Origin of the sequence: Pseudomonas sp. CFBP13509 (assembly GCF_005233485.1) — a bacterium.
Lineage (GTDB): Bacteria > Pseudomonadota > Gammaproteobacteria > Pseudomonadales > Pseudomonadaceae > Aquipseudomonas > Aquipseudomonas marginalis.
In genome coordinates, this window is the sequence record NZ_QGAA01000002.1 from 43283 (window position 1) to 59247 (window position 15965).

General features: G+C 63.2%; 11 protein-coding genes and 1 pseudogene. 2 read left to right on the forward strand and 10 right to left on the reverse strand.

Annotation, left to right across the window (positions count from 1 at the left end):
* Positions 1–41: 41 nt before the first annotated feature.
* The 5 genes from PspCFBP13509_RS03640 to pbpC all read right to left on the reverse strand — a co-directional run bounded on the left by PspCFBP13509_RS03640 (position 42) and on the right by pbpC (position 4747).
* A complete protein-coding gene (locus tag PspCFBP13509_RS03640; RefSeq protein ID WP_065925550.1) occupies positions 42–599 on the reverse strand; it encodes a DUF4136 domain-containing protein in 558 nt (185 codons plus the stop codon).
* Positions 600–643: 44 nt separating this feature from the next.
* Positions 644–1246 (reverse strand): DUF4136 domain-containing protein, encoded by a 603-nt coding sequence (locus PspCFBP13509_RS03645; protein WP_027607983.1) that lies wholly within the window; start codon positions 1244–1246, stop codon positions 644–646.
* Positions 1247–1270: 24 nt separating this feature from the next.
* The gene (locus PspCFBP13509_RS03650) at positions 1271–2020 is read right to left on the reverse strand and encodes a methyltransferase domain-containing protein (protein ID WP_137211575.1); all 750 of its coding nucleotides are present in this window, start codon (positions 2018–2020) and stop codon (positions 1271–1273) included.
* Positions 2013–2321 (reverse strand): MazG-like family protein, encoded by a 309-nt coding sequence (locus PspCFBP13509_RS03655; RefSeq protein ID WP_058423592.1) that lies wholly within the window; start codon positions 2319–2321, stop codon positions 2013–2015. The genes PspCFBP13509_RS03650 and PspCFBP13509_RS03655 overlap by 8 nt, the downstream gene beginning before the upstream one ends.
* A gap of 95 nt (positions 2322–2416) precedes the next feature.
* Positions 2417–4747 carry a peptidoglycan glycosyltransferase PbpC gene (pbpC, locus tag PspCFBP13509_RS03660; protein WP_137211576.1) on the reverse strand — a complete coding sequence of 777 codons (2331 nt, stop codon included), beginning with the start codon at positions 4745–4747 and terminating at the stop codon, positions 2417–2419.
* A gap of 90 nt (positions 4748–4837) precedes the next feature.
* On the opposite strand from pbpC, the gene PspCFBP13509_RS03665 reads away from it, so the two are divergent.
* Positions 4838–5131 (forward strand): hypothetical protein, encoded by a 294-nt coding sequence (locus tag PspCFBP13509_RS03665; protein ID WP_027607987.1) that lies wholly within the window; start codon positions 4838–4840, stop codon positions 5129–5131.
* A 138-nt stretch (positions 5132–5269) separates the two neighbouring features.
* Here PspCFBP13509_RS03665 and PspCFBP13509_RS03670 read toward each other — a convergent pair whose 3' ends face one another.
* The gene (locus tag PspCFBP13509_RS03670) at positions 5270–10165 is read right to left on the reverse strand and encodes an alpha-2-macroglobulin (RefSeq protein ID WP_137211577.1); all 4896 of its coding nucleotides are present in this window, start codon (positions 10163–10165) and stop codon (positions 5270–5272) included.
* A gap of 213 nt (positions 10166–10378) precedes the next feature.
* On the opposite strand from PspCFBP13509_RS03670, the gene PspCFBP13509_RS03675 reads away from it, so the two are divergent.
* Positions 10379–11716 (forward strand): MATE family efflux transporter, encoded by a 1338-nt coding sequence (locus PspCFBP13509_RS03675; protein ID WP_137211578.1) that lies wholly within the window; start codon positions 10379–10381, stop codon positions 11714–11716.
* A gap of 432 nt (positions 11717–12148) precedes the next feature.
* Here the strand turns inward: PspCFBP13509_RS03675 and PspCFBP13509_RS03680 are convergent.
* The 4 genes and pseudogenes from PspCFBP13509_RS03680 to PspCFBP13509_RS03695 form a co-directional block, all read right to left on the reverse strand.
* Positions 12149–12265 (reverse strand): annotated as a pseudogene (locus PspCFBP13509_RS03680) (alpha/beta hydrolase); the annotation flags it as partial.
* 416 nt (positions 12266–12681) lie between these two features.
* Positions 12682–14595 (reverse strand): arginine decarboxylase, encoded by a 1914-nt coding sequence (gene speA / locus PspCFBP13509_RS03685; protein WP_065925556.1) that lies wholly within the window; start codon positions 14593–14595, stop codon positions 12682–12684.
* A gap of 143 nt (positions 14596–14738) precedes the next feature.
* On the reverse strand, positions 14739–15110 hold the full coding sequence (locus PspCFBP13509_RS03690) for a translation initiation factor Sui1 (protein WP_027607992.1): 372 nt from the start codon (positions 15108–15110) through the stop codon (positions 14739–14741).
* A gap of 316 nt (positions 15111–15426) precedes the next feature.
* Positions 15427–15963 carry an NUDIX hydrolase gene (locus PspCFBP13509_RS03695; RefSeq protein WP_065925557.1) on the reverse strand — a complete coding sequence of 179 codons (537 nt, stop codon included), beginning with the start codon at positions 15961–15963 and terminating at the stop codon, positions 15427–15429.
* Positions 15964–15965: the final 2 nt, after the last annotated feature.

Genomic DNA, 15965 nt, shown 5'->3' on the forward strand with positions numbered 1-15965 from the left:
GACAAGGCTTGGCAGGTGCGCCGGCCGGTCGTTACAAACGGTCAGTGCGGTGGGTAGCTGGAGAGGATGCGGGTCACCGTCGTGCGAATCGCGTTATTACGATCCTGGGGGTTGGGCGTGCTGCTCATCATCTGTTCATCACTGCCGCGCCACACCAGCTTGCCGTCCTTGCCGTCGAGCAGGTCGATCTGGATGGTCGCCACCTTGTAGGTGATGTTGCGTGTTTCGTTGTACATCGGCGCGCCCCAATAGCCGTTCCACGGGCCACCCCAGGCGCCGCCATAGTTGGTGGTGACTTGTTGCTGGCGGTCTTCGACGATCAGGTAGGCCTGCACGTTCAGGTCAGCCCGGGTGCCTGCGGCTGCCGGGCGCAGGCCGCGCTGGTCAAGCTGTTCACCCACGGCCTGGCGGATGCGTTGTTCGGTGAGGTCGCTCTTGATCCGCGGATCATCGGGGCGGTATTGCAGCGCCGGGTCTTTCCAGGCCCAGTTGCGGTAGGCGCCGAAGTCGCGGCTGGCATCAAAATCGTGGTTGACCTGGCTGGTCTGGCAACCGCCCAGCAGCACAACAAAAGCTAGCGTAGCGATACGACGAAACATGGTTGATCTCCAACAAGGGACCGGGCTTTAGATGAGAATAGCTGTTAACTCGGAGGATAGGCGGTCATCGCCTTCTGCACGGCCTGGCGCAACGCATCCGCACGCTCGCTGAGGCTGCCCTGGCTGCCGGTTTCCGCGCTGGCACTCCACACCGGCTGGCCGCTGCGGGCGTCGAACAGATTAACCCGCACCACCACCACTTGAACTTCATAGGTGCGCACGATCGGCACCGAGTTGTACATGCCGTAGCCCGGGCCGTAGCGGTTATAGCCGCCGTATCCGTAGCCGTAATCGTCCTGGACCTGCTTGAGACGCTTCTCCAGGCGCACATCGGCGCTCACCAGCAGGTCCGCCGGGCGGTTGTCGTGCAAGGGCCGCAGGCCGCGCTGGTCGAGGGCACCGCTGACCGCTTCGGCGACCTGCGCCGAGTCCGCCCAGGCCGTGCCGGCCGGGAGCTGGCCGTTGCGCCAGGCCCAATTGCGGTAGGCGCCATAGTCGCGCACCGGTGCCGGGTAGGCGCTGGCGTCGAAGGTCGTGGCCGCCTGCGCGGGCGCCGGTGGCATGGGCGCAGAAGCCGCCACATAAGGGTTAGGGCTGGAGCAGGCGCCCAGCCCGAGGGATAACAGGATCAAACAGAGACGACGCATTTCGACCTCCGCAGACTGGGCCGCTTATACCGGACGGCAGATCCAGTGCAAATAACGCCCAAGTCCGGCAAAGCTTGGGTGACGACGGTGAGCGAGCTCCATCTCTACAAGGTCCTTCAAGTCGGCGCGGGCCTGGAATTCCACCGGCATATAGTCGTGGAATACCCGCACGCCACTTTGGCTTTCGACCTGCCAAAGCCCTTCGAGTTGCGCCGCCAATTCCCGCGGGTCGAGGGGCTGTTGTGGGGTCAGGCTCTGCTTTTCGCCGGCCATGTCGTTCTTGCGCATCTTGCGGAAATGGGCTTTGAGCAGGTTGCGATAAATCAGTGCATCGCGGTTGTAGAAAGCCAGCGACAACCAGCCGCCGGGCAGCGTCAGCTGGTGCAGCACCGGCAGGATACCGTGGGGTTCGGCCAGCCATTCCAGCACGGCATGGCACAGCACCAGGTCGTAGGGCTCGGTGAGCTGGCCGAGCAGATCTTGCCAGGGCGCATGAATGAAGGTGGCGCTCTGTCCGGCTTCGGCGAAGCGCTGGCGCGCGCCTTCGAGCATCGGCTCGGCGGGTTCCGCCAGAGTCACCTGATGGCCGCGCTCGGCCAGCCACAGCGACATATGCCCCAGGCCCGCGCCGATATCCAGCACGCGCAACGGACGCTCCGGCAGGGCCTCAGCCAGGTCGGCCTGGAGCACAGCCAGGCGAATCGCGCCTTTTGCGCCACCGTAGATTTTCTCGGCGAAGCGCGTGGCCAATTGGTCGAAATGCCGGTCACTCATGGGCAAACCGCCGCTCGCTGTCGGCCAGTTTGGCGCGCACCACCTCGTTCATGTCCAGGCCCAGCTCGCTGCACAGCAACAGCAGGTACAGCACGATATCGCCCACTTCCTGGCCGGCGTGGGCAAGTTTGTCGGCGGGTAACTGGCGGGACTGGTCTTCGGTGAGCCACTGGAAGATTTCCACCAGTTCGGCCATTTCCACGCTGGCGGCCATGGCCAGGTTCTTCGGGCTGTGGAATGGCTTCCAGTCGTTGGTATCGCGGATGCGGTGCAGACGTTCGGTGAGGTGTTCGAGGTTCATGGGGGGCTCCTGAATGGGTATAGCTTCAGGGGGATGGAGAGTGAAGGCAAGTGAATAGCGGCGGTGCGACGATTCGACTTGCCCCCGATGAGGCCCTAATCCACCACGCTGAATTCGAGCCGGGCGGTCTGGCCGGCTTCGTCGAGGACGCTGAGTTGGTAGCGGCCCAAGCGCTCGAAACTGGCATTGATGCTGTCCTGGTTGGCGCTGTCGCCCAGGGGGGCGCCGTTGAGGAACCACCAGCGCCGGCCGCTGCCGCCCAGGGCGGAAAGCTTGAGGCGCAGGGTTTGCTGACTGGCGGCGGGCAGGCGCAGTTGGTCGCCTTCGCGCACGCCGACAATCGACAGCGGCGAAGACGCCGCCAGCGCCGGTGGCGGGCAGTCGGGGTCGGCGGCGGGAATCCGCGCGTCACGGCGCTCGATCCTGGGCAACCATGGCTCCAGCGGTGCGGGCCACAAGGCGATATTTTTAGACACAGCGCCAGGGCAATGGGCATCCACCCTCAAGCCCTTGGCGTTGACCCAGACGCTTTCCATCAAGCCGACGCTCAATGGCTGATCCAGCGCCTGCAAGGTCGGCGGCGTGGTGTTGTCCAGGGTCCAGGCAAAGCGCTGGCGGCGGCAATTCGGGTCGCTGCGGTTCATGGGCTGGCCCAGCGGCCAACAGATCGCCGCCACGCCGACATTGGTCGGCACCGCCACCACCTGCGCGCTGATGCCGCGCTGGCTGTCGCGATTGGTCAGCACGTCATGCACCTGCAACATCAGCGGCGCCGCCGAGGCCAAACCGAACTGCCCCGGCACCGGCGTGCCGTCCGGGCGACCGATCCACACACCGATCAAATAGCGCGGCCCCACGCCAATCGCCCAGGCATCGCGAAAACCGTAGCTGGTCCCGGTTTTCCAGGCCAGGACCGGGCGCTGCACCAGCTCGGCACGCGGGTCGCGATCAGGCCGCGCCTGGCCACTGAGGATGCGCCGAATAATCCAGGCGGACCCTGGCGACAGCAAGGGCCGCTCTCTCAGCGTATCGTCCGGCTGTAATCGAAGGGTGGCGCTCCTGCCGTCGCGGGCAAAGGCGCTGTAGCCGCTGACCAGATCCTCCAGGCGGCTGCCCGCGCCGCCGAGGATCAGCGCCAGGTTGGGCTCGGCCAACGCCGGCAGGGCCAATGGCACGCCGCCCATGCGCATCTGCGCGGCAAACCGCTTGGGCCCGTAGGCTTCCAGCAACTGCACCGCCGGCAGGTTCAGCGAACTGGACAGCGCCGTGCTCGCCGGCACTGCGCCGGTAAAGCCCATGGAAAAGTTGCCCGGCCGATAATCGCCATAACGCCGGGGCACGTCCTGCAACAGCGATTCGGAGTGAATCAGGCCCTCGTCCAGGGCCATGCCATACAGGAACGGCTTCAAGGTAGAGCCCGGCGAACGTAGCGCGCTGATCATGTCCACATGGCCAAAGCGCTTGGCGTCGTTGATGTCCACTGACCCCAGGTAAGCGCGCACGGCCATGTTTTCTTCTTCCACCACCAGGATCGCGGCCGAGGTGTATTCCGGCAACCGCGCACGCCAGCCCAACAACAGGTCTTCAAGACGGCGTTGCAGGGTGGCATCCAGCGTGGTGCGAATCAGCGGCGGGCTGTCCGGACGGTTAAGGCGGCGGGCAAGCAGCGGCGCCAGGCTCGGCTCCAGGCGCGGGGCGAGCAGCAACGGCTCCTCCAGCGCTTCGTCGACGGCCGCTTGTGGCCACACCTGGAACTCGGCGAGGCGGCGCAGTACTTTGTCGCGGGCCTCCTGGGCGCGCTGCGGGTGGCGATCCGGGCGCAGGCGGCTCGGCGCCTGGGGCAATACCGCGAGCAAAGCGGCTTCGGCGTGGGTCAGTTGCGCCGGGGACTTGCCCAGGTACGCCCAGCTGGCGGCCGCCACGCCCTGCAACGTGCCGCCGAACGGTGCGCGGTTCAGGTACAGGTTGAGAATCTGTTCCTTGGACAGGTGCCACTCCAACTGCGCCGTGCGCCACAGTTGGCGCAACTTGCCGTGGAAGGTCCGCGAGTGAGGATCCAGCAGGCGCGCCACCTGCATCGACAACGTACTGCCACCCGACACCACCCGCGCGCCCGTCAGGTTCTGCCACGTCGCCCGCACCAGCGCCAACGGGTTAACACCGGGATGCTGATAGAACCAGCGGTCTTCGTAGGTGAGCAGTGCATCGAGGTAATACGGCGACACTTCGCTGGTTTGCACCGGGTAACGCCACACACCGTTGGCATCGGCAAACCGCCACAACGGCGTGCCATCCTCGGCCAGCACTACCCGCGCCAGGTCGTCCCTGGGCAACGGCAACGGCCAGATACGATCGGCCAGCCACAGCAGGGCAATCATCAAGACCAGGCTCGCCAGGGTCCAGCGGACAAGTAAACGCAAATTCAAGCGGGCAAACCTCTATGCTTGTAGGGAACTAGCCTGTTGCAATAACAACCAAAGGCACAGATACGCCCACCTTCTTATCAGGACACACATATGCAGGTAGAAAGCTTTTTCGAATGGTTGGGCCAGGCGCTCGGTTCCGTCATCCGCTTTATCGTCGACGGGCTCAGCGGATTGTTCGGAGCCTTGACCCACGCCGGCGGCAACTTTGTCGAAGGCCTGTCACGCACATTGGGCATGGACACCTCGATCATCAGCATCCTCACCCTGATCGTCGGCCTGCTGTTTCTGTACTCAGCCGTACGCGCCTTCATGCGCGCTTCGATCATCTTCGGGGTGATCTGGCTGATACTTGGCCTGTGGCTGCTCAGCTGGGTCGTCCACTGAACCCAAAAACACCCAGCCACTGTAGGAGCGAGCTTGCTCGCGAAGGACGTCAACGATAACGCTGACATCCGGAATAAACGCGGTGCCCTTGCGTTCTTCGCGGGCAAGCCCGCTCCTACAGTGATCAACCGTCAAATTTCAGCGTCCCTTGATCACCAGATCCGCCGGCGTCTCCCCCACCGCCTGCCAGTTCGGCCGATACATCGACTCCACCTGCGGCGGTGGCACGCGGTAAGTGCCCGGTGTCACGGCACGGGCCAGGTACAGCAAGTGCGTGGTGCCATCGCCGTCAAGGTTGATGGCCGCCACGTAACGGTCATCACGAAACTCCTGATGCTTGAGCGCCGCGTTCTGCATCGACTCACGCCACTCCTTCACCTGGCTGCTGGCGTTTTCCAGGCTGGCGGCACTTTGTGCCAGGTTCTGGTTTTCCAGCTCCAAGCCCGCAGGCAACAGATCGACCACCAAGGCATCCGGCACGCGCTGCCTGGCGCTCACGGCCAGGTGCACCAGCACCAGGTCGCCGCTATTGAGGTTGCGCAGGTTCAGCGGTTGGCCATTCATGCCCAGGTATTCCCGGCGGATGCTCAGGTTGTCGCCACCCGGTGCCGGTGGCACCTGGGGATAACCCGAGATCGTCAATTGCTGGTAGACCGGCACATCGCCCTGATTGGTCAGGTTCAGATCGCCAGAAAGCAGCTTGCCTTCCAGGTCCAGCGTCGACTGTTGATTGTTCAGCTCATGTTCCCCACCGCTGCCATTGAGCAGGACCTTCCAGGCCGACTCGGGCTGGGCGAACCCCAGGCGCCCGGCCAGGAACAGCGAATTGCGCTCCTGGGTCGACAGGTACGGGCTGGCCGCCAACTGATCGGACAGGCTAAACAAGCGCTCCTCACGCTTGCCCTTGGCCAAGTCGTTTTCTTCCAGCAATGCCAGGATCATCGCCTGATCGCGCAGCGGGCTGCCGTAGTCGGCCAGCCATTCCTTGGCGCTGCGTTGCGCCGCCAGGCCGGCCAGCAAGGCTTGATCCGCACGGGGCTGGTCACCCATCTTCTGTAATGCGATGGACAACTGCACCAACGGCAACCCGGAACGCGCGTCGCTGCGTCGCTCGAAAATACTGCGCAGCGCCCCCAACGGCGCCTGCTGACTGCGCGCCAGTACCATGCCGGCGTAGGCCTGCACGGCAAAGCGCGTGTGGTCAGCGTTGTCGCTGTAGTCGACTTCGATCAGGTTGCGCTCCTGCACATAGCGCAGCAGGCGCTCGCTGGCTTTTTTCAGCGCTTCGGGTGGTACAGCGAAGCCCTGGTCACGGGCACGCAACAGGAAGTCGGTGACATAAGCCGTCAGCCAATATTCCTCTTCGCCATCGGCGCCCCACAAACCGAAGCTGCCGTTGTAGCGCTGCATGCCCAGCAGGCGTTCGATGCCCAGCTCGATCTTGCGTTTGCGCTCGGCATCCGGCTCGCCCTTGATGCTCAAACGCTTGAGCAGCGCGTCGTCGGCGTACAGCGACGGGTACAGACCACTGGCGGTCTGCTCCAGGCACCCATACGGGTAGGCCTTGAGCGCCGAGATCTGCGCACCCAGGTTCAGCGGCGGCCGGCTCGACAGGCTCAGCAGCGCCTCACGCCCAGAGGCATCGAATTGATCCAATGCGCCGGCGGGCAAGCTCCACGGCTCGCCCTTGAGCACCGCGCGGTAATGCTTGAGCAACGCCGGGTAGGCCGGGCGCACGCCCAGGGTCCATTCGCGGCTGAACGGCGGCAGGTTCTCACCGGGCAGGTCCAGGCCATTGACCGTGACCTTCACCTTGCCTTGACCCAAGCCACCCCAGGCTTTCACCGGGATACGCAGGGTGGTGCGCTGGCCTTGCTTGAGCTCGACGCTTTGCGCGCCGCTGTTGACCAGCTCCAATTGCCCTTCGGCACTCAGTTGCAGATCGAGTTTCTGCGCCTTGCCCGACAGGTTGGACAGGTCCAGGGCCAACGTCGTCTGGTCACCGCCGGCGAGGAAGCGCGGTGCCGACAGCTCGGCCACCAGCGGCGCGGCGATCAAGGTCTTGCCTTCGGCCATGCCGTAGCGGTCATCGCTCCAGGCCTGGGCCATCAGGCGCAATTCGCCGTTGAAGTCGGGGATGTTGACGCTGACTTCACCCTCGCCCTGCTCATTCAAGGTCACCGGTGCGCTTTGCAGGGCGACGATGGTCACACTGGTGTCCGGACGCTTGCCGCCCTTGGCCAGCGCGGCGTCGCCCCCAAAGGCCAGGCTGGCCAGGCGGCCCTGCCCGGCTTCGATCAACTGGCCGTAGATATCGAACTGGTCCACGCCATAGGCCTTGCGGCCGAACAGGCTGGAGTACGGGTCCGGCGTCGGGTATTCGGTGATATTGAGGATGCCCACGTCCACCGCCGCCACCAGCACGTGCACCTGTTTCGGCACGCTGCCATCGGCGTTTTTGGCGGCGATCTTCACCGTCAGCGGTTGTTTGGGGCGCATTTTTTCCGGCGCGGCCAGGGTCACGCCAAGCTTGCGCTGGGTGCGATCCAGCGGCAGATGCAGCAGGCCTACCGCGCGCTTGGGGGTGATATTGGCTTTGCGCTCGCCGGGACGAACCACCAGGGCGCTGACGTACAGGTCATGGCGCGACCATTTCGGATCAAGCTTCACGGCAAAGCTTTTACCTTCGGCCGGCACGTCGATTTCCTGCCACCACAGCGGCCCTTCGGCGGATTCCACCAGCAGGTAGCCTTTACCGGCAGCCGGCGGCGTGACCGTGACGTTGGCGGTGTCGCCGTCGCCATAGGCGGGTTTATCCAGCGCCAGCTTGACCTGATCGGGCCGCACGGCGCCGCCTTCGGTGTTGTCCTGGGCCTGGTAGCCGGCCCAGAAGCGCAGGCTGCTGACCAGGCCGGTCTGCGGGTCTTCGACCTCGACGCGGTACGGGCCCCACTCCACCTGGAAGCTGACCTTGGCAGTATCGCCGGCCTTGATGCTCAGGGTCTGTTCATCGAGGTTTAGGAATTTCTCGTTGTAGTGATAGCTCCAGCCATCGCTGTCGGAGTAGTTCCAGTAGTAGTCACGGCGCTCGCGTACCAGGCGGACCTTGAGGTTTTGCGCGGCGAGTTTCTGCCCGTCCTGGTTGGCCAGCAGCACTTCGAATTCCGCCGGGCCGTCGCCATTGGTTTCCTTGCCGTCAAACAGGCCACGCAGGCCCGGCAGTTGCTCGGCCGGCCAGATCGGCTGTACCAGGCGCCGGGTGATCGGCCGTCCGCCCGACTCGTGCAGGCTGGCTTGCACGATCAGTTGCAGGGGAGATTTGGCCTCCGCCCATTTGCTTTCCAGGGTCAGTTCTTCCTGGCCCTTGGCGTCGAGCACGCTTTCGTCGAGCTCGAAGTCCTGGCTCAGTTCTTCTTCGGTGACGGAGCCGAATTGATAGCCCGGCAGCGACTTGACCGCTTCGCGCAGGGGGCGCACATAGACTTGCCCGCTGACGCGGTTGCCCGACGCCGGCGCACCGTAGAGGTAGCGACCGTTGACCTTGATCACCGGGTTATCCGCCGGGCTCAATGCCGTGTCGCTGCCCTTGAGTTCCAGCGCCAGGCGCTCGGGCAGGAAGTCTTCGACGAGGAACTCATACAGCTGCGGCTTGCCATCGCCCAGGTCGAACACCAACTGCCAGCGGCCGGTCGGTGCTTCGCCGGCCAGTTGCAGTTGATATTGGTAGAGGCCCGAGGCATCGGCATCCCAGACAAACTTGCGGCTCACCTGTTCGTCCGGGCGACGCACTTCGACGCTCACCGGTTGCGGCTTGACCGCGTTGCCGTCCTTGTCCCGCAGCAGGGCGTTGAGCAGCACGGTTTCGCCGGGGCGATACAGGTCGCGCGGGCCGAACACAAAGAATTGCAACGGATGGGAAGGTTGGCCGCCGATATCGAACTCGGCCAGATCCAGCGCGGCACTGTCCAGGCGCAGCAGACTGGTCTGCTCACCCTGTTTGGCCAGCAGCACCTGGGCCTTTTTCGGCAACGGCAACTCAGCGTGGCCGCCCTTCTCGGTCTTGCCCTGGCCCAGCACACGGCCGTCGGCATCGAGCACTTCAAGGTCGACGCCATCCAACGCCTTGCCACCTTCCAGCGCCTGGGTAAACACATCCAGGCGATTGGCGTAGCGGTGCACCGACAGGCCGATATCGCTCAAGGTAAACAGCGTGGCCGGTTGCGAATAGTTGTAGGTGCCCGAAGCGCGCATCACCGCCAGGTACACGCCCGGTTGCTGCAATTGCTTGAGGCCGGCGATCGGCAGCAGCAGGGTTTCACGGGTATTGCGCGCCGGGTTCAGGTCGAAACGGCCGCCGTAGACCAGGTCGGCCAGCGGCAGCAGTTCGCGGGATTCATAACTTTGCAGGCTGGTATTGCGCCCCCACTGTGCCAGGAACGACGGCAGGGATTCGGGCTTGATCCGGAAGAATTCAACGTCGATCTTGTCGACGTTCAGCGCGATCACTGGCAGGCCTTCGGCCAGGCGCGTCGGCAACAATGTGCCACGGCTGGCGAAGCCGACGGTGGCTTGCAGGTCACGGGTTTCCAGGCGCGCGATGTACTCGGCGGCGAGCGTGTTGGCGTTGACCGCCTTCACCCCGGCATCCACCGTCAGCACCAGTTTGCGCTGGGGCTCCAGGTGGCGCAGGCGCAGTTCCATCAGGTTATCGGACAGCTCCCAGGCGCCATCGACCTTGCCGGACTTGCTGTCGACCAGATGGAGTTTGTCGGCAAACTTCTGCTCCGGATCCAACGGAATGGAAAAACTCACCGACAAGGTGCTGGCCCCGTCCAACTGCACCTCGGACACGTCCACCACACTCAACTCACGCCCGGCATAGCGCTGCTTCAGCGCCGCCACATCCACCGCCGCCTTGGCCGGTTTCGGCGCCGTCGCCACGGTGGGCGCAGGCGGTGCTGCCGGTTTATCGGAAGAATCGCAGGCGCTCAGCAGGGCCAGCGCGCAGGCCAGGAACAATCCTTTGTTAAGCATGGGGCACTCGTAGTCAGAGGGAACCGAGGGGTGAACTATATATCAGCGCCGGCCAAGCCGATGTGGCGCTGGTCACATTGACCGACGGAGGGTGAGTTGGTTCTCAACGGTCTCAAGTCCCAGCCAAATCCCACGGACATTGGGCCCCATGCCACATTGACCCTGTTGCGTTGCCAATGGCCGGTTACAATGCCGCTCCCCCAAGGAGCCTGCATGTCCACCTTACTCACCGACTGGCGCGACCGCCCTACCCATCGCCGCGTATGGGCTTTGGCTGCGCCGATGATCCTGTCGAACATTTCGGTGCCGCTGGTGGCGTTGGTCGACAGCATGGTCATCGGCCACCTGCCCCACGCCCACCAACTGGGCGCCGTGGCCGTCGGTGCCAGCTTGTATACCTTCCTCGCCTGGGCCATGGTTTTTCTGCGCATGGGTTCCACCGGTTTCGCCGCCCAGGCCGCCGGGCGCAAGGACGGTGCGGCACTGCGGCAAATCCTGCTGCAAGGCTTGCTGCTGGCGCTGGGGTTGGCGATGGTGCTGGGGACCGTCGGCATTCCGCTGAGCCATCTGGCCCTGGAATGGATGCAGCCTTCCCCCGAACTCAATCAACTGACCCGCGAGTTCTTCCATACCCGTCTGTTCGGCCTCCCCGCCGCCCTGGCCAGCTACGCGCTGGTGGGCTGGTTCCTCGGCACGCAAAACGCCCGGGCGCCATTGGCAATCCTGTTGACCACCAACCTGGTCAACATCGCCCTGAACCTGTGGTTTGTACTGGGCCTGGACTGGGGCGTGGTCGGCTCGGCCCGCGCATCGGTGATCGCCGAATGGACCGGCGCCCTCCTCGGCCTTGCCCTCACGCAAAAAGCCCTGCGCGCCTACCCCGGGCATATCGCCTGGGCCGCGTTGAAACGGTGGCAAAGCTGGCGCCCATTGCTGGCGGTGAACCGCGATATCTTTATCCGCAGCCTGGCGCTGCAATCGGTGTTTTTCATGATCACCGTGCAAGGCGCGCGATTGGGGGATGCGACCGTGGCCGCCAACGCCCTGCTGCTCAACGGCCTGCTGCTGACGGCCCATGCACTGGACGGTCTGGCCCACGCAGTCGAGGCCCTGTGCGGCCACGCCATCGGCGCCCGCGACCGCCACTCACTGCGCCGTTCATTGGTAGTTGCAGGTGGGTGGTCGCTGATCGCAAGCGTCGGTTTCGCGCTGTTATTCACGGTTGCCGGGCACCTGTTTATCGCCATGCAGACCGACATCCCCAGCGTGCGCGACACCGCCGATATCTACCTGCCGTATCTGGCGCTGCTGCCGTTGATTGCGGTGGGGAGTTACCTGCTGGACGGCCTGTTTATCGGTGCCACCCGTGCGCGTGAAATGCGCAATGGGATGCTGCTGACGTTATTGCTAACACTGCCGTTTGCCTGGGCGTTGCAAGGCTTGGGCAATCACGGACTGTGGATCACTTTCCTGCTGTTCATGACGTTGCGCAGCCTGACCTTGGGCGTCATCGCCTGGCGGCTTAAACGCCAGGACCAATGGTTCAACTGACCCCACCTGTTAGTTCTGACAGGTTACAAACCGACATTCCAAGCGTTGAATGGTCAGGGGTACTTCCCCCTTTCATACAGTCATGGAGAGTCAGATATGAATATCAGGAAAACAGTCTGGATTGCTGCCGCCTGCGCCCTGGCCACACTAACCGGATGCACCAGTGGCCAAGGCCCGAGCACCATTGAAGGTGTACAGCGAATCTCAAACAAGACCGCGTTCGCTCTAATCGTTATGCAAGGCACTCAGCCGCACCCGCTTGCCTCAGGAGAGTCGCTTGATCTGCAGATAAACAGTCGGGATATCACCATAGCGCGACCCAACAGCGTAGGAAACATTGGACAACTGACACTGAAATACAACCCGGGAAACTGTTCGGCTCCTCACTGCGTTGAAATTTACTGACCCAGCCAATGCCGGCCCAGACTATGCACCGTATTCAGCGCTGTGGTTGACCGCCCACGCAACGGCCTGGGCGCCATCCTGGAGAAACGCGGGGTAACGCACCTGCGGGTACAGCCGGTAATCGGCGATCACCGCCACAAAACCTCAGCAATAGCAGTGTTCCAAATGTGGGGTGGGCTTGCCCCCGATGGCCATAGGTATCTACACAACTCTTAAAGGCTGACACATAACTCTGTGGTGAGCGGGCTTGTCGAATCGTCGCACCGCCCGCGCGGGGCTGCGAAGCGGCCCCAATAAGGTCACCGCAGAGAGCCAGAATCAATCGAGGTGAAGGTTTTGGGGCTGCTTCGCAACCCAGCGCGGGCGGTGCGACGATTCGACAAGCCCGCTCACCACAGAAGCCTAATTGCCATAGATTCCGTATTCACTGGAAGTTGTGTAGATATCCATGCCCCGATGGCAGTGTGTCAGGCAACTTACCTGCTGCTGATGTACCGCTATCGGGGGCACGTCGAATCGTCGCACCGCCCCTTCCACAGTTGGATGTGTGTCAGCTCAGCTTACGAGGACAAGTACGACGACCGCGTCAACCCAAGGCGCAAGGCATCAAGGAACTGGGTACGTTCCGACGCGGAGATCTTCGCGCTCGCACACTTGTCACGGTAGTGGGTCATCAACTCCTCCGGCGACAAGTGCACATAGCGCAGCATGTCTTCGATGGTGTCGTGGGTCTCGATCCCGGCGCTGTACACCGAACCGTCTTCGCGCTGGTAGATGTTCACCGAGTCGGTGTCACCGAACAGGTTGTGCATGTCGCCAAGGATTTCCTGGTAGGCGCCGACCAGGAAGATGCCCAGCAGGTAGTCTTCGCCTTCGTTCAAGGCGTGCACCGGCAGGCTGGTCTCGATGCTCTGCTCGTCGACGTATTGCTTGATCTTGCCGTCGGAGTCGCAGGTCAGGTCTTGCAGCACGGCGCGGCGCAGCGGCTCTTCGTCGAGGCGGTGCAGCGGCAGGATCGGCAATACCTGGCCGATGGCCCAGGTGTCCGGCAGGCTCTGGAACACCGAGAAGTTGCAGATGTACTTGTCGGCCAGCTTGTCGTTGAGTTCGTCCAGCACCTGGCGGTGCGAGCGCTGGCGGGCTTTCAGCGAGTTGTGCAGGCGGCGGCACACGGCGAAGTAGCACTGTTCGGCCAGGGCTTTTTCGGCCAGGGTCAGTTTGCCGTCGGCGTACTGGGTGGCCACGTCGCTCATGTAGTGGGTGGCGCGCCAGTAGGTTTCGGTGACCATCTCGATGTCGGTCGGGCCCAGCAGGTCTACCAGCCACTGCACGGTTTCCGGCAGGCTTTCCTTGTTTTCGATGGTCGGGATTTCGTCGTTGTGTTTCTCGACGTCGGTCACCTGCACCACCAGCATGGCGTGGTGCGCGGTCAGGGAGCGGCCGCTTTCAGAGAAGATATTCGGGTGCGGCAGGCTCTGCGCGTCGCAGAATTCCTTGAGCATGCCCACGACCACACCGGCGTAGTCGTCCATGTCGTAGTTGATCGAGCTGGCGTTACGCGAGTGAGTACCGTCGTAGTCCACGCCCAGGCCACCGCCGACGTCGATGTGATCCACCGGCAGGCCGAGGTTGCGCAGTTCGCCGTAGTAACGAATGGCTTCCTTGAACCCGTGCTGGTAGTCGGCCAAGTTGGCGATCTGCGAACCCATGTGGAAGTGCAGCAGGCGGATGCCCTGGTCCAGGCCCGCCGCGCGGAAGCGCTCGACCACCGACAGCAGTTGCGCCGCCGACAACCCGAACTTGGACTTCTCGCCACCGGTGTCCGCCCACTTGCTCGACGCCAGGGAAGACAGGCGCACGCGCAGGCCCACCTGTGGCTTGACCTTGAGGCTGGCGGCCTCTTCGATCACCAGTTCAACCTCGGATTCTTTCTCGATCACGATAAATACGTTGTGGCCGAGCTTCTGGCCCATCAGCGCCAGGCGGATGAACTCGCGGTCCTTGTAACCGTTGCAGACGATGGTGCCGCCCTTCGGCGCCAGAGCCAGCACGGCCAGCAGCTCAGGCTTGGAGCCGGCTTCGAGGCCGATGGAAACATTCTGGGTGGCGATGATGTTCTCTATCACCGCTTCCTGCTGGTTCACCTTGATCGGGTACAGTGCGGTGTACTTGCTCTGGTACTCCAGGCGCTCGATGTTGGCATCGAAAGCGCCGGTCAGCTGGCGTACACGGTCTTGCAGGATGTCGGGAAAACGCACCAGCAGCGGCAGGGAAAGGCCGCTCTTGCGCAGCTCGTCCACTTGCTCGTAGAGGTCGACGGGTGTGCTGTTCGGGCCGTTCGGACGGACTTCAACGCGACCGGCATCATTGATCGCGAAATACCCGGCCCCCCAATGGCGAATCCCGTAAACACTGCGGCTGTCCGCAACTGTCCATTGGCTGCCATCGTCTTTGCGTGTGCGTCGTACGGACATCGAAGTCCCCTATAAATGAAGGCGAAGGCGCCACCTCTCGTTCGAGGCTGGCGCAGTCTAAAGAATGAAAATGACGATTTGCCTGTAAGCAAGGTAGACCCCACTCGCAGGACAGAGTTTAGACACAGGTTGGGAAGAGGCTCTCAGCCGCCGGACTTCTTGGCCTTGTAACCCAGCCTGATCAGCTCGGCCAACAGCAGTTCGACGTGATCGCCCTGGATCTCGATGACACCGTCTTTCAACGCGCCACCGGTGCCACAGCGCTTTTTCAGCGTGGTGGCCAGTGCCTTGAGCGGCTCTTCGGCCAACGGCACGCCGGTGATGGTGGTCACCGTCTTGCCGCCACGGCCTTTGCTTTCGCGGCGCACGCGGGCAATACCGTCGCCTTCGGGGATCAGGGTCTGTTTGCAGGTACACGAATCCACGGGCTGACGACAGTCCGGGCAGTGTCGACCTGCGTCGGTGGAAAATACCAGGCCGCCGAGGGCGGCGAAGGATGCGGCTTTTTTGGCCACCGGCAATCCTCTCGGGAGGACAAAGACTGATCGGCCTCCGCTAAGGGACGACCGACCGCGAAGCCCCACTCAGGCAGGGGCAGCGCTACCGAGCCGCCAAGGCTAATCCCCACCTGTAGGAGCGAGCTTGCTCGCGAAAATCGTCAACGATGAAGCGTGCATTCCGAATGCACGCGGCGTTCTTGAGTTTTTCGCGAGCAAGCTCGCTCCTACAGTGATCCCAGGGTGAAACAATGGCGGTTCGGGTGAAAAGTCGCGCAGTGTAACGGCAAAAAGCCCACTTGCTAAGAGCCAAATGGCGCCAATTTATGCAGCTTTAGCGACGCGAGGCCAGATAGCGCCGCAAGCCCTCCTGGGCGTCCGGGCAGTAAGGCTTGTGCTCGGCTTCCTGCAGGACCGTTTCTACGGGCAAAAAGCGCGCCTCCATGACTTCTTCAGGCTGCAGGCGCAATGGCCCATCCCAGATCGCCGAGTAGGATTTGCACCAGAGCCGACTCTCGCCATCCTCAAAGTAGAAATGGTCATGCTCGGTCAGTTCCACCCCGCCAACACCCAGTTCCTCTTCCAGCTCGCGGGCCGCAGATAACGCGTAGGACTCTCCCGCCGCGACCATCCCGCCCGCCGCCGTATCCCAGAACCCCGGGTACAGGGCCTTGCTCAGGGTGCGCCGATGCACGCACAGCTCACCCTTGGAATTGAACAGGAAGATAAAGGTGCAACGGCCGATCAGGCCGCGCTGGCGCAAATCGGACCTGACGAGGTGGCCGAGCAGGTTGTCCCGCTCGTCGACCCAGCAGATCAGTTCGGCATCAGAGGCCGCACGGTGCGCGGCCTCGTTTTGAGCTGCGTCCATCA

What these genes read in the sequence shown, in the direction of transcription:
- PspCFBP13509_RS03640 (WP_065925550.1), bottom strand. Translation starts at nt 599, where the DNA reads ATGTTTCGTCGTATCGCTACGCTAGCTTTTGTTGTGCTGCTGGGCGGT.
- PspCFBP13509_RS03645 (WP_027607983.1), bottom strand. Translation starts at nt 1,246, where the DNA reads ATGCGTCGTCTCTGTTTGATCCTGTTATCCCTCGGGCTGGGCGCCTGC.
- PspCFBP13509_RS03650 (WP_137211575.1), bottom strand. Translation starts at nt 2,020, where the DNA reads ATGAGTGACCGGCATTTCGACCAATTGGCCACGCGCTTCGCCGAGAAA.
- PspCFBP13509_RS03655 (WP_058423592.1), bottom strand. Translation starts at nt 2,321, where the DNA reads ATGAACCTCGAACACCTCACCGAACGTCTGCACCGCATCCGCGATACC.
- PspCFBP13509_RS03665 (WP_027607987.1), top strand. Translation starts at nt 4,838, where the DNA reads ATGCAGGTAGAAAGCTTTTTCGAATGGTTGGGCCAGGCGCTCGGTTCC.
- PspCFBP13509_RS03670 (WP_137211577.1), bottom strand. Translation starts at nt 10,165, where the DNA reads ATGCTTAACAAAGGATTGTTCCTGGCCTGCGCGCTGGCCCTGCTGAGC.
- PspCFBP13509_RS03675 (WP_137211578.1), top strand. Translation starts at nt 10,379, where the DNA reads ATGTCCACCTTACTCACCGACTGGCGCGACCGCCCTACCCATCGCCGC.
- speA (WP_065925556.1), bottom strand. Translation starts at nt 14,595, where the DNA reads ATGTCCGTACGACGCACACGCAAAGACGATGGCAGCCAATGGACAGTT.
- PspCFBP13509_RS03695 (WP_065925557.1), bottom strand. Translation starts at nt 15,963, where the DNA reads ATGGACGCAGCTCAAAACGAGGCCGCGCACCGTGCGGCCTCTGATGCC.